A 22,278-nucleotide genomic window follows, 5' to 3' on the forward strand; every position below is an offset into this window, starting at 1 on the left:
AGCCAACTAAACCACATTACTGCGGCGGTGCATTATTCGAGAGAAAAATGCGTATTGTAGAGCCTTGATCTACTCGGGAGCCCGGCTTCGGCGCTTGACTAATCACATATTTGCCACTGCCAGACTTAGCCAGCCTAAAATTCATGTTCAGATCTTCTAATATATCATCAACTGAGGCTCCAACCAAGTCCGGCACCTCAACAACCGGAATTTCACCATAGCGATACTCTTTATCAAGCTGGTTTTTATCCGGTTCGACTTTCATATATCGCAAAGCATCAGCCATCATATTCTTCACAAGCGGAGCTGCAATCAGACCTCCAAATTGAATCCCTTTAGGATCATCCACAGCAGCATAAATGACAATTTTCGGATTATCGGCCGGCGCGAAGCCAATGAAGGAGACAATATGCTCATCCGGCGAATAACGTCCGTTAATGACCTTCTGCGCTGTTCCCGTCTTCCCGCCTACGCGATAGCCGTCGATAAACGCATTGCGTCCTGTGCCTTTAGCAACAACGCTTTCAAGCGCCTCGCGTACTTGTTTCGATGTTTCCTCCGAGATGACATTGCGTACAAGCTCAGGCTCTACAACATCAACGATCTCACCCGTATCCGGATTCGTAAATGACTTTGCTACATAAGGTTTAAAAAGTTTTCCTCCGTTAATAGCCGCAGAAACAGCCGTAATTTGCTGAATCGGAGTGACCGATACCCCTTGACCAAATGCCGTCGTCGCAAGTTCGACTGGACCCACCTGAGACGGCTTGAACATAATGCCGTTTTCTTCGCCGCCGAGGTCAATCCCCGTCTTCTTCCCAAAGCCAAACTTTGAAATGTAATCAAACAGCTTTTCCTTGCCTAGACGCTGTCCCATAACGACGAATCCGGGGTTACAGGAATTTTGTACGACTTGCAGCATCGTTTCACTACCATGACCGCCGCGTTTCCAACAGCGGAGTCTAGCCCCTCCGACCTCAATAAATCCGGGATCGAAAAATTGTTCATTTTTTAAATCAACCTTTTTTTCCTCTAGCGCTGCAGCTAGCGTAATAATTTTGAAGGTTGAACCCGGCTCATATGTTTTCCAAATCGGTAAGTTTCGGTTATAGGTTTCCATCGGATAATCCTTATAATTGCCTGGCTCATACGTAGGCCTGCTGCCCATGGCAAGGATTTCTCCATTATTGGGATCCATCATGATGGCAATGACATTTTGCGCCTGATACTGTACCATAGCCTGATCTAATTCTCGCTCCATCACAGACTGCAAATGACTGTCAATCGTCAACTTCATATTGAGGCCGTCTTTTGGTTTCTCATAGGTGTCTGTCGTGCCCTTAAGCTGCCTACCAGCCGCATCAGCCATATAGGAAATACTTCCCGGAATCCCGGTTAGCTGACTGTCATACTTCGCTTCAATTCCTGTCAACCCTTTATCAATCCCAGCAAAACCGAGAATATGAGCAGCTAATGTTCCAAAAGGATAATACCTTTTGTTGTCTTCTGCTACAACGATACCTGGTAGATGAAGATTACGAACTTCTTGTGCTTTCTCAACTGTTATTTTGCGGCCGGATGGTTTTATATAATTTTTCGAGGCTTTCTTCGTAATTTGTTGATAAATTTCCTCTTCGTTGCCCTGCAGCACCTCGGCAAGCTTGGCTGCTACGCTGCGGGCATCTTGAAGCTGTATGGGTATGGCCAAAATAGTAGGTGTACTCATGCTGTAAGTTAAAGAAATCCCATTGCGATCCTGAATCTCGCCTCTCTTGGGTGCAAACGGAACTTCCCTCCGCCAACTCTCCTCTGCTTTATTCGCCAAGTCTTGTCCAATCCATAGCTGGACATAAGCTAGACGGAGAATAAGTGCTGTAAAGATGACAGTGCCAATAATGAGCGCAGTAAACAATCTGCGACGAACGGTAACGTTAGAAACACGCATGAACGTTCAGTCTCCCTTCCCAATAAGTCAAGATCATTCCTAACATGACTATTCGGGACAAACAGGGGTTAGAACAAGCTCTCCGTTAAGGTGTCTTTTTAGCCGTAGATCGCTGCGCTTCTGTTTTCGTATTCGACACCGGAGTTGTCGATGGTGTAGGTGTTGATGAATTTGCAGTTGATGATTTATCGCTTAATGGTTTGAGCTGCAACGTCACACTTCTCCCCTCGCCTTCTCCCGTTGTGGCCTGATCCGAGACATAACCTTCACCGGAGGTTTGACAGTCTACTTTAAAGAAGGAACAGGTTTCAACAGCATCTCGAAGTGATCTACCGACCAAGTTAGGCAGCGGCATTTCGTCAACAGTTTGCATCGCAACATATATTCGTTGTGTAGATAAGATTTCTGTACCTGCTTTCGGAAATTGATCCACAACCTTGGCTCCCTTACCGAAAACCTCAAGTGACAAACCGATTTCCTTTGCCGTAGCCTTGGCGCTTTCTGCTGTCACATCTGCAAAATTAGGCACCTTTAGCTTATTCGCTTCCTTCGCTACCATTTTCGTTTGTTTATTTGATGCAACACCCATATACTGCAAGGATTCACCAACAATTTCTTTAAAAGCAGGAGCTAATACCTGCCCTCCTAAGTGATAATTGCCGCCTAGATCAGGTTGATCGGCGATCAATGTTACTAAGATACGAGGATTTTCAGCAGGAGCGTATCCAATAAAGGAAATAACCCACGAATCCGTGGAGTAAGTCTTTTCACCTGGAAGGACTAAGTTAGCTGTTCCTGTCTTTCCTGCGATACGGTAGTCCTCCATAAATGCAAGCTTACCTGTACCAATATCTTGGTCAGATACAACTTGTTCTAAATATCCGCTCACCATACTAGCTGTCTTTTCACTCACGACTTGCCTAACGACTTGTGGCGCAAAAGACTGAATGCTTTTCCCAGTTTTCGGATCGACAATATCCTTAACAATGTGTGGCCACATCAATTTACCACCGTTGGCCATCGCAGCATAAGCGGCTGTTTGTTGAATGGCTGTAACAACGACCTTGCCTTGCCCATAAGTAGCTGTTGCAAACTCAGATGGATATTTCATATCAATTAAACCGGAAACTTCATTCGGCATATCAATATTCGTTTTTTGATCAAACCCAAATTTCGAAATGTAATCCTTCAGCTTAGGGGGAGTTAATTTTTCCACACCCAATTTGACGAAAGCAACGTTACTAGAACGCTTTAGGCCATCCAAAAAAGAGATTTTTCCCCAACCAACCCGATTATGGTCATGGAGTTCTCTATCCTGTACCCGAATCATACCTGATTGGAACATTTCATTGGGATTGAATAGACCCTCTTCTACTGTAGCAGCTAACGTCACTAACTTAAACGTAGAGCCAGGCTCGTAGCGAGAGGCTAACGCATTATTTTTGAAATCACTTTGATCTTTAATCGTCCAATAGACATTGGGGTTAAAGGTAGGCGTATTGGCCATTCCCAGAATTTCCATCGTCTGTGGATCAACAGCAATCGCCGTCAGGCTCTTCGGGTGCCACTTGTCATTTACTTTAGCCAGCGCGCTCTCCAAATAAAACTGTATATTTTTATCAATTGTGAGTCGCACATTGTTCCCGTCTTGCGCTGGCTTGAAATTGATTTTGGAATCAGGAAGTTCAACACCCTTCCCGTCCTTCTCATAGCTTAACATCCCAGGAACACCCTTCAGGGTTTGATCTAGTTTAAGTTCTAATCCTAGGGCAGCTTCGCCTTCTTTATTCGTATACCCTAGAATGTGGGCGGCTAGCGTTTCACCTGGGTAATAGCGTTTCTTGTCTTCTAAAATATTAATACCTACGTTAGCTTTTGCGCTTAACTTGAGTTTTGTTTGAAGCTCTGAAATTAACGTACGAACTTGATCAGCTTTCTCTTTCTCAATCTTCCAACCTTCATTTCTAATCTCCGTATAGACTGCAAAATCCGTACCATCCGGCTTCATTTTCGTTGCGCGCTCACGGATTTTATTGACAAGTGTAGGCTTCGTTTCATCCGATTCTTTCAAAATTTCCGCTAATCCTTGCGTAACATCCTCAGCGATATGATAGCCATCAATCATTTTAGGATTAAGAGCAATGGTATACGACGTTGCTTCCACGGCAAGCACTTTATTGTTTCGATCCAGGATCGAACCCCTTACCGGATTTATCACCCTATCTGTCTCCCATTTCTTCTCGGCTTTCTCTAGTAACCATGAAGCTTCTACCACTTGAATCCAATAGACTTTAGAAATAAGGACAACAAAAAGAAGGGTAAAGAACCCTCCAATTAGCAACGATCGCAACTTAATTTTTTTTGTCATATCGAATACCTGCCCATTACGGTTTAGAAGCTACTTTATTATTTTTGCTACTGCTTGTATTTGATTTTGATTTCTCTGAAGTGACTAAACTTACTTTCTTTTCATCTCCTATGTTAAACCCAAGCCGTACCGCCTCACCCTTCATACGTTCAGGACTTTGCAGTTTCTCTACTTCTTGCTTCAAAGCGCTGTTCTGAGCTTGCATCTCACGAATTTCACTTTGCATTTTCAAAATATTGGCATTCATCTGATAAATAGCTGCGTAACGCCAGATAATAACTCCTGCCACAATGACACAAAGGATGACAGTGAATAAATAAAGCATTTTCTCTTGTGTAGGTAACGTTTTATTGCGATAAACAACCTTTGTTGTTTCTTTTATCTTCACTTTTGGTGCTGGGGCCGAACGTTTTGGATCGAGAGCCAAATTGCCTTGGATGTAAGATGGCATATTTTAATTCCTCCCTTGTGTCAAAGTTTTTCAGCGATTCGCAGCTTCGCGGATCTTGCCCTTTGATTGACTTCAAGCTCATGTTCGCTTGGTGAAATTGGTTTTCGTGTGATTAATTTTACAACTCCGGTCTTCTTGCAAACGCAATATGGAAGATCCGAAGGACAGGTACATTTTTCAACGTTTTTCACAAAAAATTGTTTACATATGCGATCTTCCAGTGAATGGAAGGTAATGACAGCAACTCTGCCTTGTGGGGCCAGGCAACGGAGTGATTGCTCCAGTGCTTCTTCAAAAGCTCCTAACTCATCGTTCACCGCGATACGCAGCGCTTGGAAACTTCGCTTCGCTGGGTGACCGCCGGTCCTTCTCGCTGCAGCGGGAATCCCCTCCTTGATTAACTCCACCAGCTCACCTGTGGTTTCAATGGGTTGTTTGGTCCGAGCTTCCACAATGACGCCTGCGATCCGCCTGGAAAACTTTTCTTCCCCGTACTCAAACAATATTCGCGCAATTTGGTCTGCAGGCCACTCATTTACGATCGTTTTGGCGGTTAGTTCCGTCGAACGATCCATCCTCATGTCGAGCTCTGCATCATGGTTGTAGCTGAAACCACGATCCGCATCATCAAGTTGTGGAGATGACACACCAAGATCGAACAGAATCCCATCCACCTGCGGCTTGCCATCACGAAGTGCTCTAGGCTCATTTTGGAGCACCTGCTCCAGCTCTCTGAAATTGCTTTTTACGATTTTTACGCGATCCAGGTAGGGCGCTAGCACGGTTTGAGCATTAGCTAAAGCGACATCATCCTGGTCTAGTGCAATCAGTAAGCCATTTGGACCTAATTTAGAGGCAATCAGGGAACTATGCCCTGCTCCTCCCATCGTACAATCCACGTAAACGCCATCCGGCTTTATATGTAAACCTTCAACAGATTCTTCCTTAAGTACCGTCACATGATGAAACACTTGGTGTCCTCCTAAGAGCTTTGCTTTAGCAAAGCTTGCATCGTAAGCATAATCTGAGCTTTGCTTTAGCAAAGCTTGCATCGTAAGCATAATCTGAGCTTTGCTTTAGCAAAGCTTGCATCGTAAGCATAATCTGAGCTTTGCTTTAGCAAAGCTTGCATCGTAAGCATAATCTGAGCTTTGCTTTAGCAAAGCTTTCTACGTAAGCCTCTATAAATCAAAATTAAAATCGACGAGTTTCTCCGCTATTTCATTGAATGACTGTTCCGATTCATTGGCATAGCTTTCCCAAATTTGCTTGCTCCAAATCTCAACTCGGTTGGAAACACCGATAACCACACAATCCTTCTCAAGTTTGGCATGTTCCACGAGGTTGCCTGGAATGTTCGCTCTCCCTTGTTTATCGAGGTCACACTCCGTTGCACCGGAGAAGAAGAACCGGGTGAAGGCACGCGCATCTGATTTCATTAGCGGCAGTGCTTTGAGCTTCTGCTCGAGTATCGCCCATTCCGATTGCGGATAAACGAATAAGCACTGATCTAGACCGCGGGTGATGACAAATGAGTCGCCGAGGGCTTCGCGAAACTTGGCCGGGATGATCATTCGGCCTTTCTCGTCGATGCTATGTTGATATTCACCCATGAACATAGCATGTCGCCCCCCTTTCCTCCACTTTGTACCACTTTCCACCACATTTGAATCAATATTCGCTAAAAATAAAAGAAATCCTGCTACGAGAGCAGGATTTTCAAAATTATTTTCATATTTAGGTCTATTCTGCGTCTTTTGTTCCTTGTTTCTGATCTTCAAGTGCGTTTAAAGAAGCATTTTGATCTTTGAGCTGTAATCGCATCTCTTGCAGTTGTTTATTTCTTTTGCGTCTGAATACCCAGATCGGGACGCCAATCAATAGGCCAATGACAAGAATCGGAAATGCAGCAGCAAGGAAAACGAGAATACCTTGCATAACAGCAACTAGTACATTTAGGCTAGAATTCCATGCTTTTTGTATGCGTTCCTCTAGTGTTAACTTATGAGGATCAGATAGCAATGGCTTATTACCCGTTTGCTGGTACATACGAAGCTCAATCGTCGAGAATGAGACATTTTGATCCAAATACCTTATCCGACCCTTTATTTGTTCAATCGCTTCCTGTACCTTGGATAGCTCGTTTGAGAAAGAAAGCAGCTCATCCGTTTTTGAAGCCTTCTCCATAAAGCCCAATAATCTCGTTTCAACCATTTGTTTTGCCTTGAGGCGTGAATTAAGATCCACATACTCCTCCGTCACGTCTTGTCCCTGTACGTTCCTTTGGAGCGATGGACTTATCTTCTCTAAGCCATCTAGCAAGGAGACAAACCCATTTGCTGCGACTTTGATTGTATATGTCCCGCCCCTTTCTCCCGTATTCGCATTTTCCGAGAATTGTAGAATGTAAGCCCCACTAAGCGTTACCAGGTCACGGAGGGCTGTCTGAGCTTTGCTGTAGTCCTCTACAGGCATAACCAAGTTAGCTCGGTAGATTAACTTACGATTAAATCCCGCTGCTTCATCGCTTCCCGTTGCCGGCATGACCGTGATCGGTGCATTTTTTACGTCAGTAGGCGCTATTTCTGCCGCTCCCTCTTTTCCTTTGAATGAGGTATCTGCGCTGCTTGCTTTCCCTCCAGCTGCTGCAGCAGGAGCCGCGGACTTAGCGTCAGCTAACTGTGTAGATTCTCCCTTTAAAGCTTCGCTAGTCGCAACCATGTTCAATTCTTTTGATGAAGGCGCTGACGAATCATTCTTTGAAGCACTACAGCCTGATAACAGACCAAGTACTAGCATGCACGTGGCAAGCAGGAAAGAAATGTTCCGAACAAACTTATTCCTCTTTGTTTTGTTAGCCGCAATACTGCTGGGCATGAACCTACCGTTCTCTTTGCTTTTAAAGACCCCCATCTTGCCATCCCCTCGCTACCAAATATAGGTTATACACCCTATAAACGGGGGATAAGTTGGAAAGGTTGCTGTCGCCGAGCCACTTCAACAAATAATTGCTGATAAATCCCAATTGTAATCTCCGAAATCGACTTCTCAACTAATAAAAGTCTTACCTAACATCACTTCTCACGCATTTAGGCTCCGTTTCCGAGCTTATTCTGCCTTTCCGTCGGCCATTGCGCAGCCAATAGCAAATCCCTAATCCTACAATCGTTGAAAAAAAAAGAAAAAGCCTTCCAGTCCACTCTAAAAGTGGTCTGAAAGGCTATCCTAGCATTTGAAGGCACTCTAATGCTCTTGAAGGCACTCGAACTCTCTTGAAACCTCTTCGACACTCCGAAAGGCTCTAAAGCTCCCCAAGGCTCTTACAAAGCCTTGAAAGTCCCCAAAAGATCCTTAAATCTTAATGCTCCGCCCAGCTGTCCAGGTACATCTTCTGCTCTTCTGTCAACGAGTCAATGCTGGTACCAAGAGATTCCAATTTAAATCGTGCAACTTGCTCATCCAGTAGATAAGGTACATTGACAACGGTTTTGCCTAATTTCTTGTACTCATCATTTACATATTTAAGTGACATAGCTTGCAGCGCAAACGTCATATCCATAATTTCAGCTGGATGACCATCGCCTGCAGCTAGGTTAACCAGACGTCCTTCAGCAAGTATATATACTTTACGACCGTCCGTCAGTTGGTATTCTTCAATATTGCGTCTTACTGTACGCTTGGAAGAAGACATTGCTTCAAGTTCCGGTTTGTTTACTTCTACGTCAAAGTGGCCTGCATTCGATAGAATCGCGCCATCTTTCATTACTTTGTAGTGCTCTCCACGAATCACATCACGATTACCCGTAACTGTTACGAAGAAATCGCCCAATTTCGCTGCTTCCAGCATTGGCATAACAGCAAAGCCATCCATATAGGCCTCGACACCTTTAATTGCATCAATTTCTGTCACAATTACATTCGCGCCCAAACCTTTAGCACGCATGGCCACACCTTTACCACACCAGCCATAACCGACAACAACAACAGTTTTACCAGCTACAACCAAGTTAGTTGTACGGTTAATGCCATCCCAAACGGATTGACCTGTTCCATAACGATTATCGAACAAGTATTTACAGAAGGCATCGTTAACTGCGACCATTGGGAATTCAAGCTTGCCTTCTTTCTCCATCGCTTTCAGACGAAGAATACCTGTTGTTGTTTCTTCAGCTCCGCCGCGAACTTGTACTGCCAAATCTTTACGTTCGGAATGAAGAATAGAAACCAAATCGCCGCCATCATCAATGATCAGGTCTGGCTTCGTTTCGAGCGCTTTAATCAGCAGCTCTTTGTATTCTTCCGAACTCGGATTGTATTTCGCAAAAACGGTAATACCATCCTCAACAAGCGCTGCACAAACGTCATCTTGTGTAGATAGCGGATTGCTGCCCGTAATCGTTACTTCAGCTCCACCGGCTTTTACTACTTTGGCTAAATAAGCTGTCTTCGCTTCTAAATGCAAGGAAATAGCCACTTTCAATCCTTTAAAAGGCTGTTCCTTCTCAAATTGCTCGCGAATACGATTCAAAACAGGCATATGCGCTTGGACCCAATCAATTTTCAAATGACCTTCAGGTGCCAGTGTTATATCAGTAACAATACTCTTTTCTACACTTGTCATGTTCGTTTCCTCCTATAAATAATAAATACGATGCAAACCATCCACAGGAATCGGCGTCTCAAGTAAATCACGGAGCCATTCATTCCCATACCGATTCATATAAGCACACCCATTATACACTCTTTCTTGTGGCTTGGCGAACGGTAATATCGTTAGTCTTATACGTTCTAATTGTCTTAACGCCGCATCGAATTGCGTCTTATGTGCTTCTCCTGCTTTATTACGCAAGAATTCGATTTGCTCGAGGATTTTCGCCAGATTCGTTTCTCCCAGCTTTTTAACCCCGGGGTTGATCGCGGCAAGAGATTCCACAAGAGGTGTGTAGTTCACAGTGAAATTCGATTTCACGTCATCGAAGCGCTCATTTAAATGCAAGGTATCTTGCCCATCCAGCCATTCTTGCTTCTTCTGCTCAAAGCGCTCAAGCACGTCCTCAAATGTAAAACCATATTTGTTCATTTGCTTCTGAACCGTACCCTCGATCAAAGTCAACTCCATGCGCGGTGCTATGATCGGCATTTTCATGCCAAACTGTTCAAAAGCATGCTTCGTCAGCGACCAGTAAGCAATCTCACCTGGTCCTAACACCGTAGCCAGAACCGGGAATAAAAATTCTTGCATTAGAGGCCGTGACATCACGTTGTTGCTCAAATTCTCAGGTGTTGTTAATGCTAAATCTTGAAGCTGCTCCTTAGTATAACTATAGTCCTTCTTCTTATCTGTAAATCGTTCACCTTCACGATGCAAGAGCAGCCGCTGTCCATCTGCAAATACAAACAAATTAGCTCCGTCTTTGTTTATTTCCGCTTGACTCTCATATCCTGCTTGTTCAACGGCTTCCTGACTCTTCTGTAACGATCCCGAGAATGCTTCATTCTGAAGGATTAGCTGCTCAAACATGGTCGCTTCCAAAGCTCGTAAGGAAGGTTCATCGGAGTCTATGAGAACAAGCCCGTATTCCCCAAAGAGAATAGCCATCCAGCGAGCAAAAGCATCGGATAATGTCGCCCCATCCTCTGTTGTTCCCTCTAGCTTAGCGATTAGCGAAGCTTTAAACTCTGTATCCATCAAGGATTGATCTAACGCCTTTAAGGCCTCTTTCCATGCATCAGGTTCAATTGGCAGCCTACTGACGGATGTGCGTCGCCCTGTCGGATGATCAACCTTGATTTTCTCAATTTGCTGAGCATTCGATAACGTATACGTATGGTTAACTTCATCGAAATCATGATCCTCACCAGCGATCCAAAAGATCGGCACAACCGGGCGTTGCAATTTCCCACTCCATTCACGAGCCAGCTGAACAATGCTTATGGCTTTGTACATAACAAGCAGCGAACCGCCGAACAAGCCAGCTTGCTGGCCCCCCACAACGGCAAGTGTATTGTTATCAGCCAATGACGAGATATGATCAATTGCTGCCTGTGTATTTCCTATTCTCTCATTATATTTCTCCAAGACTTGGACCAAGCGGCTTCGATCAACTTGAGGTGAAGTCTTTACTTCGTCTAACCATTTTACGCGGGTCTGCCAGTCTTCCAAGTTTCCGAAGTGGTAAGGAAATAAAGCCTTAGCTTTATCTGTTTGAGCTATGTAATCTTCCGCTAACTTCTGATTTTTTTTCCAATGAAAAGTTTCCATTTGCATGCGACTAGTGTCTCCTCTTCATACCAAATAAAACGACTATTCTTTGATTGTACACGTAAGGTCAGCAATCGTCAAAACTGTATTATTAATAATTACAATTGAACATTAAAAAGCCGCCCCCTACGGGGACGGCTGGATAACCTTAATACAAATGACAAGCTACGAAGTGATTTGGTTCCACTTCTTTTGTTGGTGGCATCGAATCTGCACACTGCGGCATGGCTTGCGGACAGCGTGTACGGAACGGACACCCGCTAGGCGGATTCAGTGGGCTCGGTACATCGCCTTGAAGAATGATACGCTCACGAGTACGCTCTATTTCCGGATCCGGAATCGGAATCGCAGAAAGCAGCGACTGTGTGTAAGGATGCAGTGGTTTCGCATAAAGGCTGTCAGACGTTGTCACCTCTACGAGGTTACCAAGGTACATAACACCGATACGGTCGGAAATATGCTTAACCATCGCCAAATCATGCGCGATAAACAAGTAGGTCAAGCCCATTTCCTTCTGTAATCTCTTGAACAGGTTAACGACCTGAGCCTGTACGGAAACGTCCAATGCAGAAATCGGCTCATCCGCAATAATAAATTTCGGCTCAATCGCAAGCGCACGGGCAATCCCGATACGTTGACGCTGACCACCGGAGAACTCATGCGGGAAACGGTTCGCATGTTCATCGTTCAAACCAACAGCACGAAGCAATTCCATTACGCGTTCTTTGCGTTTAGCACCTTTGTACAAACCATGAATATCAATACCTTCAGCTATGATGTTACCAACCGTCATACGAGGGTTTAATGAAGCGTACGGATCCTGGAATACCATTTGCATATTCCGATTAAATTCTTTCAGCTTCTTGCCTTTCAGCTTATGAACATCCTCACCATCGAAAATGACTTCGCCTTCTGTTGCATCATAGAGCTTGATGATCGTTCTACCTGCAGTGGACTTTCCACATCCGGATTCTCCTACGAGGCCGAATGTTTCACCGCGGTTAATTTCTATGGAGAAATTGTCAACGGCCTTCAATACTTTACCGCCGCCAAGATGAAAATGCTTCTTCATATTACGAATTTGTAAAATTGGTTGATTAGACATGTTGATGACCTCCCACTCCTACAGGACGCTCAACTTTCGGTGCATCTGGGTGCAGCAGCCAGCAAGCGGCACTGTGTGTCTCAGAAAGAGTTGTATGCTCTGGATCTTCTTCCAAACAATGATTCATGGCATATGGACATCTGGCTGCAAAAGCACATCCTTTTGGAGGTGCAAATAGATCTGGAGGCGTACCCGGAATCGGTACAAGCTCTTCATTGCTATTCGTATCCAGACGAGGCACCGAACGAAGCAAGCCCCATGTATATGGATGCTGTGGCTCGTAGAAAATTTCATCTACTGTTCCTTGCTCAATAATTTTTCCAGCGTACATAACGACAACACGTTGTGCCATATCTGCTACGACACCAAGGTCATGCGTAATTAAGATAATAGATGAGTCCGTTTTTTCCGAGATCGTCTTCATCAAGTCAATAATTTGAGCTTGAATCGTTACGTCAAGAGCCGTGGTTGGCTCATCAGCGATAAGCAGTTTAGGTGAGCAAGCAAGTGCGATAGCAATCATAACACGTTGACGCATACCACCTGAGAGCTCATGTGGATATTGATGAATACGGCCCTCTGGGGAGTTAATACCTACAAGCTTGAGAATTTCAATGGCTCTCTCAGTTGCAGCCTTTTTGTTCAAACCTTCGTGCTTGATTAAACCCTCTGTAATTTGATCGCCGACCTTCATCGTCGGATTCAAAGAAGTCATTGGATCCTGGAAGATCATACCCATTTCCGATCCGCGAATTTTCTCCATTTGTCTGTTGGAAAGCTTGGTAATATCCGTCTTCCCATCAAACATGATTGAACCGCTTTTTATATAGCTAGGCGGAGTAGGAATTAAACGCATGAGCGTTTGTGCCGTAACGGACTTACCGCAGCCGGATTCACCTACAATCGCCAACACTTCACCTTTTTTCAAAGAAAAAGATACGCCGCGAACAGCTTGAACCTCCCCCGCATATGTGCGGAAAGAAACTCTCAAATCTTTAACTTCAAGCAAATTGTCTTTGGTGCTCATCATTATTCACCCCTTCTTACTTGCGCATTTTTGGATCAAGCGCGTCACGAAGCCCATCGCCGAGCACATTGAAACTGATTAGAATTAAGCTGAAAACAATTGTTGGAGTGATAAGGCGATATGCATATAACCTCATAGAGTTAGCCCCATCAGATAAAAGGTTACCTAATGATGCAAGAGGCGGCCTTACACCGAGACCAATGAAACTCAAAAATGCCTCTGTAAAAATGGCTGATGGAACAACAAAAGTAATTTGAACAATAATGATACCTAATGCATTTGGTATCAAACTGCGCATAATAATTCTCCATGGTGAAGCTCCCAGTGTACGGGAAGCAAGAACAAATTCCTGTTCTTTAAGCGTGAGCATTTGACCACGCACCAAACGTGCCATCGGTACCCAACCCGTTATACTATAAGCGATAATTATCGACGAAATTCCTGATCCGATAACCATAATAAGCAGGATAGCGATTAGCAAGAAAGGAATTGCATAGACAATTTCAATCACACGCTGCATCACTTCGTCTACTTTACCACCATAATAAGCCGATATACCGCCATAAATTACACCAACCACTAAATCAATGAGAGCTGCTGTAATTCCTATAAATAAAGATATACGTGTGCCAACCCATACCCTCGTCCATAAATCACGGCCAAAGTCATCAGTCCCAAACCAATGATCTCCGCTAGGTTTAGCATTTCTTAGTTTCAAATCTTGTGTCTGATAATCGAAATTTGATAGCATAGGCGCTATAATCGCAAGCACTATCAATGTAGCCAATATAATTAAGCCAGCCATAGCCAGTCTATTTTTCTTAAGTCGTCTCCATGCGTCCTGCCAATAATTGAGCGAAGGTCTAACAATTCTTTCGCCAGTTAAAGATTTATCTGAAACGGGAGCAAACTTATAGTTGTTCTCTGTTGTATGATTTGGAGTTTGCATCAATTATTTCCCGCCTTTCCCAAGACGAATTCTAGGGTCTACTAAGCCATAAACTACGTCTGTCAGAAATATTACTAAGATAAGAATGCTCGAGTAAAAAATAGTTAAACCAGAGATCATTGTATAGTCATTGGATACAACGGAAGATACAAAGTGTTTACCTAAGCCAGGCACAGAGAAAATTTGTTCAACAACTAGTGTACCTGTGATGACGTTTACAAATATTGGACCGATAACCGTGATAACCGGCAAGATGGCATTTCGTATTGTGTGCTTCACTACGACTGTAACACTAGACAAACCTTTTGATTTAGCTGTTTTAATGTAATCTTGATTAAGAACGTCTAGCATGGATGTACGCATTAAACGTGCCAAAATCGCAATCGTACCAAATGAAAGAGCAATCGCTGGTAAAACACGATAGCTTGGACCTTTCCATAGACCCGCTGGAAGTATGCCCCATTTTACACCGACATAATAAGACAAAAGTGGACCAAGGACAAATGACGGGATGGATACACCTAATATCGCAATGAACATTGCTGTATAATCACCAGCTTTATTATGCTTTAAAGCTGCAATAATACCTAACGTAAGACCTGAAATGATTGCAATAACGATTGAGATCAACCCAAGTTCTAGTGAGGAAGGAAATGCTTGTTTGATAATATCAGTAACTTTGTGTGCCGGGAATTGAAAGGAAGCTCCTAGATCGCCATGGATGATGTTGTTCATGAAAGTCAAGTACTGTTCCCACAATGGCTTATCCAAACCGTATTGCTTCATCAACATTTCTTTCGTAGCTTTAGGAATCCGTTCAGAGCCTTCTCCAAGTGGATTACCAGGTAAGTTTTTCATCAATACGAATGTAAATGATGCAATTAGCCATAACGTAATAAGCGCATATAAGAAACGGCGAAGAATGAACTTAACCATATTGCTCCTCCTTTATTAAAATAAACTGCTTAGAAATTTAGAAGAGGCCGCTCCCACGAGGTGCGAACGGCCCCTTCTTGTAACAAATCTTTATTAAAACATTAGATTACTTAATTGTAACCCATTTCAGATCCCACTCTTTACCAAATGATGGAAGAACTAAACCTTCAACGTTTGGTTTTTTCAAGTAAGCGCGAGTACGGAAGTAAAGTGGCGATACACCTTGATCATCCATAAGGATTTTCTCAGCTTCAACCAATGCTTTCGCACGTTTCGAAGCATCTACTTCTGTTTGAGCTTGCTTAATTAAAGCATCATACTGCGGGTTGCTGTAGTCGCCTTCATCAAACTCTCCGCCAGTTACCCACATATCCAAGAACGTCATTGGATCGTTGTAATCCGCGCCCCATAGGGAAAGAGCGATTTCGAAATCTTTTTTAGAGGACAACTCGATACGCAATGCGTGTGGAACTGGGTTCGCAATAGCTTCGTATCCAAGGTTTTGTTTCCATTGTGCAAGGATGAACTCAAGTGATTTTTTCGCAGTTTCAGTATCATCCGCATTCACTTTCATTGGAGGAAGGGCTGCTAAGCCAGCTTCTTTCAAACCTTCAGCAAGCAATTGCTTTGCTTTAGCTGCATCGAATTTAGGTTGTGTTTCGCCAGCAGATTTACGGAAATCACCGCCTGCTCCATCAGAAGTACCACCAGGTACTAAACCTGTGGAAGCTACAGAACCATTTGCAAGAACTGTATCAACATAAGCTTGACGATCAATAGCCATACCTAGAGCTTGACGAATTTTTTTGTTAGCCAAAGCAGGAACTTTTTTCGTTTGGTACATCAGGTAAGAGTTAGTCAACTCAGGCTTAGGTACGTTATCTGGTTTACCAGCATATAGTTTCAGTTGATCACGGTTAATTTCAGCTAAATCAGCCGCGTCAGTTTCATATAGGTTAAGTCCTGTATTTGTATCTTTAACGATATTGATTGTTGCTTTCGTAAGTTTAACGTTAGCAGCATCCCAGTACTTTTCATTTTTAACAAGCTCAAGTGTTTGACCGTGATCCCATTTACTTAAAGTGAACGGACCAGCACCGATAACTTTGTCAACTTCAGCGCCATATTTGTCACCGGCTTTTGTAATGAAATCTTCTCTTTGCGGGAAGAATGTTGCGAAAGCAAGTAAACCTGTAAAGAAGGCAACCGGTTTTTCAAGTTTAATTTCAAGCTGCTTGTCGTTAATTGCTTTAACACCAAGAGCCTCTTGTGCCTTTTTCACATCTTCAGGGGTTTTAGCTTTCGTTACAGCTTCTCCGCCTTTTATCCAAGCAACGAGAAAGCTATACTGTGCTTTTGTAGCTGGGTCTAATGTACGTTTAAAGGAATAAACGAAATCTTGTGCTTTTACTGGTTGACCGTCAGCCCAGTTCGCATTATCGCGAATGTCTATCGTATAAGTTAGACCATCAGTAGAAATTTTAGGAAAATCTTTTGCAAGTGCTGGAGCTGCTTTGCCGTCTTTATCCGCACGATAAAGTCCTTCGTTAAATGCGTTAAGGAATGTAAAAGCAGCATTAGCTGTTGTTTTGGAGCTATCCATAACAGGCGGCTCTGCAGTAAAGTTGATTTTAATTTCTTGCGGTTTGTTAGCAGCCGGAGCAGCTGTACCTTTAGTATCCCCTGTTGGTGATGTTGCAGGTGTTTCCCCACTTTTGGCACAACCAATTGCCACACTACCCATAAGCGTTAATGCTACTGCTGTAGAAACCCATTTCGTCGCTTTCATAAAACTCCTCCTTTAAAATATGTATCTAAACATCTATGGTTAGGTGTTTTGATAGTCTCGCTAACACAAACCTTACACCTTAAACCCAAAAATAAATGAAACCGCTTCATTCATGTTAGTATATCTAACACGAACCTCTGGTAAAAAAATTTACTAGACTCTACGCAAGGAATTATAACATATTACTATGCTTTGTCCAGAACTAATTTTCTTTTATTCACCTATGTTAAAATAAAATGAAGAAAAAGGTCCTTTACGGTTTCTAATTATACAACCATCGGTCAATAAAATCTAGACGGATTTCATTGTTATTTTCTACAATTCTTAAATAAATATTACAAACATACGCTAAAAATTGATTTATTCACATTATTTCCACAAAATTGTCTTGCCTAGGTTGAAAATATATAATTTTTCCCGATGTGCAGGAAAAATAGCAGGATGTAAAGTGCTGATAGACCCAGAAAACTAAGCCTCCATACGACCCTGCTTACCTTTAATAGTTCGGTTTTCCCCTTCAAATGCGTCTGATAGCCACCAATGATCCCAAAGGCGATGAGCAGCACGAGCGCAATTAGCCAGAAACCAAAATTCGTATGAAATAATTGATTCCACATTAAAGAAACAGAGCCTAGTAGAAATAACGTCGTCACGTCCATGGTAAGTCTTGTTGTCATCTTCTTATCTCTAAGAAAAAGAAAGACTAGAAACCACATCAGGATAAACGTAATAAACGGTGCCACTGCTAAGACCGCATATATCGTAGATATCCAACTGGCTAGCACATTCATCATTAAGGATCACCTACTTATTCTAGTGCTTTCACTAATTGGTACACGGTTTGGTGAGTCGGAATCTCAAGTTTTAATTCTTTTGCCATTTTTACTAGGCTTCCGTTAATATAGTCGATCTCGGTAAGTCGGGACTGTTCAATATCCTGGAGCATAGATGAATGGTTTAAGCTAGTGGCTTCACAGACGCTAAGCAGCGTGTCCCATAGCTCATCAGGTAGTAAAATCCCCTTGGCAGCCGCCACCATACGAGTTTCTTGATAAAGGTCATTCATGAGAGAGCGCGTCCAAGTTGAAAGCAGCAGATCTCCGTTCTTTACACGTAAAATCGCCGTAAGCGGATTAATTACTGCATTTATCGTCAGCTTGCTCCAAATCCTCACATCCATGTTCTTCGACATCATTGTTTGAAATCCTGCCTTCTCAAGCATCTCAACTAACAAAATATGTGTTGAATTTACTATATGATCTGAATCTTCCGATGTTCCTATATAACTGATACCATGTCCGGTGTGAGTAACCGCCGTTAAGCCCTCTCGTCTAGCCCCTTCCGTCGTCACTGCGAGCAGCAAGCGATCCCGCCCAAGTTCTTCGCCCAACCTCTCTTCGTGCCCTATTCCGTTCTGAAAACTTATTAGGTAGGTATCTTTGGACATTTGAGACTTCAAATTGTTTATTAGTTCTTGAGTAATTGCAGGCTGCTTGACCATGAGAAATAGGTAATCAAAATGATGTAAAGACGAATTAACCGTTTCTGCCTCTTCTATATAATAGCGAAAATCTATGACCCCACTACGAGTAGTCCTAATTGCTTCTGCAGTTCCAGCCAATTCGATCCCCTTCTGATCTAGCTTATCTGCTTGTTCTATCGTTCTTGCAATGACAGTCATATGTTCACAAAAAGCAGACAACTTGGCAGCGAATAGCAATCCTAAGGAGCCTGCACCAATAATCATAATGCGCATCTCATATCCCCCTTTACATACAATTCCCATTATACAACAAAAAAGCCCCAGTCCAAGGGCTCTCCTTGTTCTGAAGCTTCTATATGTAAGGACCGACGGGAACTCATTCTACTCTTTCTAGGTTACCATTCGCATCCATCTTGAACCGTGGCTTCTCTTCTTCCTCTTCTTCAACAAGGAAGGCCATTTTCCGAGCACGATCCATAATTTGGATCAATGCTTTATAATCATCATTCACAACACGATAATCCGTCTCAACTTCATTCACTTGTTTATTCAGCTTGTTGTTTTCTCTGCCAAGTCTATCTAGTTCGTCCTCTTTGTCTTGCAGTTCTTTTTCCAAGTTTTTAATATGACGATTCATATCTTGATACGTGTTTCTCCATTGTCTTAGAAACCGGATAACAGCATCAATCGATAATGTTTCTTCAGTGAATGTCTCTACTTTGCCCGTAGACAACTCAGGTCCATCCAGCAGTCCAATGGAAGAAGAACCGGAAATCGAGACGGCTGCATGCTTTTTGAGCTGCGTTCTTTTCTGGCGCTGCGCTTTGGCAATCTGAATAGCCGCTTCATATTTTTTCCTTACAAAACTGTTCCATCGGAATCCACATGCTGCCGCTGTACGCCCGATGCGCTCTCCAACTTCTTCGAATGCTGATAATTGTGTACTTCCCTCTCGTATGTGACGCAGTGTCACTTCCGCTAAGATTAAGTCGTCTTCATCGCTCCAAGCATCTTGTCTAATTGCTGACATATGGTCGAACCTCCTAACATAATATAGGGATCTTTGGCGTAGACAAAGTCTCTCCTTTGTGGGATCTTTGGTTCTTGCTCAAGACTCACCTATTGGGATGCATCATAATAAAGAATCAATTCGTAGAGAGCAGGGATAAATTGATTCGTGCCATTATTATTATTTCTATGCCCGTACTAGAGTTCATAGAATCTATTTGATACTAAATGGTATTGCCAAATTTTTTGTCACTCATACATGGGATCCCGATAAAAAGACATACTACTACTATCTGATGAAATGTTTTCAATTTCGTCACCGTTTGACGGTTTACACCGCTCATTTCAAACGGTATAATGTGTTGTAGTTAAAGTGCAACGTGGTATGAGAGGGGGATGTTACGAGAATGGATCGCATGTTTCGGGTTCTAGGTTTTTGGACACTTGTTATCGCACTAATGAGCTTAGCTGGCGATATGATACCTATGTCTCTGATTTTCTTTTTTCAAACTGCCGTATTCGTCATTCTAGGCTATATGCGCTTGTCAGAACGAACTTACATATTGTTGTTCTGGGGATATATGATTATTTCCTTCAGCGGATTTACGTATTGGTCATTTTTCAAAATGTCTGTCTAATACCTACAACAATAACAACAAGCAAAAAGGTGAACCGCCTGTTACTCAGCGGCTCACCTTTTTTTCATTGGGAAGAGATTGTTTGCTTGCGATGAACACTTTGAATAGCTCACTCATTTGATCGCTTAGAAGCAACTGCCTGATTGAGCGATTTCGCTTAGACACTTCACTGAAAGGATTCGGATCAAAGTGGTCTTGAAGCCTTTGCAATATCCCTTGCTCCACCAGAAACTCCCTTTGCGTCTGAAGTTTGCAGTGAGTAAAGCCACCCTGTCTTGCAGCTATTTGACAAGAACTAAAGTTAACATGAGATGTCATATCCTGCTCACCCTGGTGGATGAATGGGTCATCCTGAGCTTGATGCTTGCGATAGCACATTAATGTTCCATTATACCGGTGAGAAGCAAATAGTTCTTCTGCTGTATCGCCATAATCAATGATTATGCAGCTCCCGCTACGGATCCGTTCAGCTACACGTGAGACCCAACTCTCAGCTTCAAGGTTTATCTCCCCTATTTGACCATCCAACCATTGAACTTCGGAACGTTCTAGGAAGTCTAATATATGTTGGGAGCTGATAGGACGCCAAATTTCCCGAAAAGTCTGTTCCTCCTCTTGCCATTCCACATAGGACTCTTGGAAAAGCAAGTCTTTATAGCGAATTCGGTGTACTGGGAAAGCATCCAGCAGTTCATTCGCAAGAACATAAACTTGATCTTGCGGCGACTGACCCAACCATTCTGTTTCACTTGTAAAGTGAATAACTTGGGCATGCTCTTCAAGCAATGATCGCTGTTTCTGACGATGATAAGCACTAGATTCAATGATTGTATAGGTTAAACGAGCATATACGGCGGGTTCAACTCGCATTATTTCGCCCATGATGTGAAGGGCCATACGCCCGTTGCCCCCTCCCCATTCAACGATATGAACGGGTTTAGTAGGAGGACTTTCATTATTCAGCTGCTTACAAATAAATGATGCCACCATTTCCCCCATCACCGAACCAATAGAGGAACTTGTATAGAAATCTCCTTGCTTACCGATTTTTGGCCTCTCATTTCGATAGTAGCCATACGGTTCGCTGTATAGACAAATTTCCATATAATCTCTGAATGTGATCGCTTGAAATTCTGCTGACTGAATGGACTCTTTTAAGGCTGTCACAACACTTGGGTGTCCGAGCTGATGATTCAATGAAGAACCCTCCAATTCTTTACTTAAAGACAAAACATAAGGAAACCATTATAATGAAGAAGGATTTATGGAAGGAGAGATAGAAAAGCATGTCAAAGAAGTGGATTACCTTAACAGCGGTAACGGCGATCAGCCTAATATCGTTGACAGCTTGTACAGACAACACGAAGGTCAAAGAAGCACTTGAACAATCACTAAACAAACAAAAAGAAATGAAATCTTACACCTTCGATGGGAGCACAACATTAGCCATAAGCGATGGATTGATGAAATCGTCCAACCCTTTAACTAACGGGTTGTTATCTTTGGTCAGAGAAAGCACAATCGATTGGAAGGGCATTAGCAATGTGGAGCCGCTCCAGTTCCAGACGGACTTGAAAATAACGCCTAAGGGCTCTACATCCCCTTTTGAGATTCCAATTCTCATTAAAGATAGCAAATTGTATTTTAATATGCCAGCATTAAATAAAACAGCTGACGAGTATTATGCAATCGATTTACAAAAATTAAGTCAGAACAGTACTAGTCCATTAACCGTAGACACCTTGAAAAATACTTCTCAATTGTCAACGACACTTGGTAATCTTATATTTAGCGGGATTGATCCAAAATGGTATAAAGAAGCCAAGGAACCAGTTAAGCTAAAAGACGGATCTTCTGCCAAATCCATTAGCGTTGAACTTACCAGTAAAAATGAAAAAGAATTGAATACGCTGCTGCAAACAAAGCTTCCAGAGTTTATTGGGTACTTACAAAACAATGGATTCCTTACAGCCGATAAAGCCGAACAATTCAAAAAAAATCAAGCAAATCTCTTGCAGCTCAAAGCTCCGGGTAAAATGGTTGTGGCCATAGATGACACTGGCTTTATTCGCGACCAAACGATTGATGTTGGCTTCACCATAACCGTTGACGGCAAAGCGCAGGATAACCATATCCAGTTTCATCAAACGTATGACGCTATCAATCAAGCTTCTCCATTAACGAAAGAATTACCGAAAAACGTTAAAAACTTCGATGAAATCCTTAAATTAATTACACCGGCAAAAAAATAGATGTAAGGCAAAATACTTATCTCTTCCCAGAGGTAAGTATTTTTTTGTGCTTCATTTAATAGAAA

Annotated in this window: 19 protein-coding genes; 2 read left to right on the plus strand and 17 right to left on the minus strand. The window is 42.8% G+C overall.

All coding sequences use genetic code 11. The features are described from left to right. Window positions 1-16 precede the first annotated feature (16 nt). The 16 genes from QFZ80_RS19170 to QFZ80_RS19245 all read right to left on the minus strand — a co-directional run bounded on the left by QFZ80_RS19170 (window position 17) and on the right by QFZ80_RS19245 (window position 19,345). Window positions 17-1,945 (minus strand): stage V sporulation protein D, encoded by a 1,929-nt coding sequence (locus QFZ80_RS19170; RefSeq protein ID WP_307560517.1) that lies wholly within the window; start codon window positions 1,943-1,945, stop codon window positions 17-19. Between the two features lie 85 nt (window positions 1,946-2,030). Beyond that, a complete protein-coding gene (locus tag QFZ80_RS19175; protein ID WP_307555147.1) occupies window positions 2,031-4,313 on the minus strand; it encodes a penicillin-binding transpeptidase domain-containing protein in 2,283 nt (760 codons plus the stop codon). 16 nt (window positions 4,314-4,329) lie between these two features. Then, window positions 4,330-4,764, minus strand: a complete 435-nt coding sequence (locus tag QFZ80_RS19180) for a septum formation initiator family protein (RefSeq protein WP_307560519.1) — start codon at window positions 4,762-4,764, stop codon at window positions 4,330-4,332. A 20-nt stretch (window positions 4,765-4,784) separates the two neighbouring features. After that, the gene (gene rsmH / locus QFZ80_RS19185; protein ID WP_307555142.1) at window positions 4,785-5,735 is read right to left on the minus strand and encodes a 16S rRNA (cytosine(1402)-N(4))-methyltransferase RsmH; all 951 of its coding nucleotides are present in this window, start codon (window positions 5,733-5,735) and stop codon (window positions 4,785-4,787) included. 210 nt (window positions 5,736-5,945) lie between these two features. Then, complete coding sequence (mraZ, locus tag QFZ80_RS19190) at window positions 5,946-6,383, minus strand: division/cell wall cluster transcriptional repressor MraZ (RefSeq protein WP_307555139.1); 438 nt, start codon at window positions 6,381-6,383, stop codon at window positions 5,946-5,948. Window positions 6,384-6,507: 124 nt separating this feature from the next. Further along, the gene (locus QFZ80_RS19195; RefSeq protein WP_307560521.1) at window positions 6,508-7,677 is read right to left on the minus strand and encodes a DUF4349 domain-containing protein; all 1,170 of its coding nucleotides are present in this window, start codon (window positions 7,675-7,677) and stop codon (window positions 6,508-6,510) included. Window positions 7,678-8,122: 445 nt separating this feature from the next. Beyond that, a complete protein-coding gene (locus QFZ80_RS19200) occupies window positions 8,123-9,385 on the minus strand; it encodes an adenosylhomocysteinase (protein WP_307560523.1) in 1,263 nt (420 codons plus the stop codon). 12 nt (window positions 9,386-9,397) lie between these two features. After that, window positions 9,398-11,032, minus strand: coding sequence for a bacillithiol biosynthesis cysteine-adding enzyme BshC (gene bshC / locus QFZ80_RS19205; protein ID WP_307560525.1), 1,635 nt, complete (start codon window positions 11,030-11,032; stop codon window positions 9,398-9,400). A gap of 142 nt (window positions 11,033-11,174) precedes the next feature. Continuing rightward, window positions 11,175-12,131 (minus strand): ABC transporter ATP-binding protein, encoded by a 957-nt coding sequence (locus tag QFZ80_RS19210; RefSeq protein ID WP_307555131.1) that lies wholly within the window; start codon window positions 12,129-12,131, stop codon window positions 11,175-11,177. Next, window positions 12,124-13,161 (minus strand): ABC transporter ATP-binding protein, encoded by a 1,038-nt coding sequence (locus tag QFZ80_RS19215; RefSeq protein WP_307555129.1) that lies wholly within the window; start codon window positions 13,159-13,161, stop codon window positions 12,124-12,126. The genes QFZ80_RS19210 and QFZ80_RS19215 overlap by 8 nt, the downstream gene beginning before the upstream one ends. Before the next feature lie 13 nt (window positions 13,162-13,174). Then, window positions 13,175-14,107 carry an ABC transporter permease gene (locus QFZ80_RS19220; protein ID WP_307556104.1) on the minus strand — a complete coding sequence of 311 codons (933 nt, stop codon included), beginning with the start codon at window positions 14,105-14,107 and terminating at the stop codon, window positions 13,175-13,177. A gap of 3 nt (window positions 14,108-14,110) precedes the next feature. Then, window positions 14,111-15,043, minus strand: coding sequence for an ABC transporter permease (locus QFZ80_RS19225; protein WP_307555127.1), 933 nt, complete (start codon window positions 15,041-15,043; stop codon window positions 14,111-14,113). A gap of 106 nt (window positions 15,044-15,149) precedes the next feature. Further along, window positions 15,150-16,832, minus strand: a complete 1,683-nt coding sequence (locus tag QFZ80_RS19230; RefSeq protein ID WP_307560527.1) for a peptide ABC transporter substrate-binding protein — start codon at window positions 16,830-16,832, stop codon at window positions 15,150-15,152. Between the two features lie 392 nt (window positions 16,833-17,224). After that, window positions 17,225-17,626: a DUF3397 domain-containing protein gene (locus QFZ80_RS19235; RefSeq protein WP_307555123.1), complete on the minus strand. Its 402-nt coding sequence runs from the start codon at window positions 17,624-17,626 to the stop codon at window positions 17,225-17,227. 14 nt (window positions 17,627-17,640) lie between these two features. Beyond that, window positions 17,641-18,588 (minus strand): ketopantoate reductase family protein, encoded by a 948-nt coding sequence (locus QFZ80_RS19240; RefSeq protein WP_307560529.1) that lies wholly within the window; start codon window positions 18,586-18,588, stop codon window positions 17,641-17,643. Between the two features lie 103 nt (window positions 18,589-18,691). Further along, complete coding sequence (locus QFZ80_RS19245) at window positions 18,692-19,345, minus strand: RsfA family transcriptional regulator (RefSeq protein WP_171648365.1); 654 nt, start codon at window positions 19,343-19,345, stop codon at window positions 18,692-18,694. 385 nt (window positions 19,346-19,730) lie between these two features. Between QFZ80_RS19245 and QFZ80_RS19250 the strand changes: the two genes are divergently transcribed. After that, window positions 19,731-19,961 (plus strand): DUF2626 domain-containing protein, encoded by a 231-nt coding sequence (locus QFZ80_RS19250; protein ID WP_029196536.1) that lies wholly within the window; start codon window positions 19,731-19,733, stop codon window positions 19,959-19,961. A gap of 45 nt (window positions 19,962-20,006) precedes the next feature. Here QFZ80_RS19250 and QFZ80_RS19255 read toward each other — a convergent pair whose 3' ends face one another. Then, window positions 20,007-21,158 carry a class I SAM-dependent methyltransferase gene (locus QFZ80_RS19255; RefSeq protein WP_307560531.1) on the minus strand — a complete coding sequence of 384 codons (1,152 nt, stop codon included), beginning with the start codon at window positions 21,156-21,158 and terminating at the stop codon, window positions 20,007-20,009. 89 nt (window positions 21,159-21,247) lie between these two features. On the opposite strand from QFZ80_RS19255, the gene QFZ80_RS19260 reads away from it, so the two are divergent. Next, entirely contained in the window at window positions 21,248-22,213 is a 966-nt protein-coding gene (locus QFZ80_RS19260) for a hypothetical protein (protein ID WP_307560533.1), read from the plus strand. Window positions 22,214-22,278 lie beyond the last annotated feature (65 nt).

The sequence above is a fragment of the Paenibacillus sp. V4I7 genome (assembly GCF_030817275.1).
Lineage (GTDB): Bacteria > Bacillota > Bacilli > Paenibacillales > NBRC-103111 > Paenibacillus_E.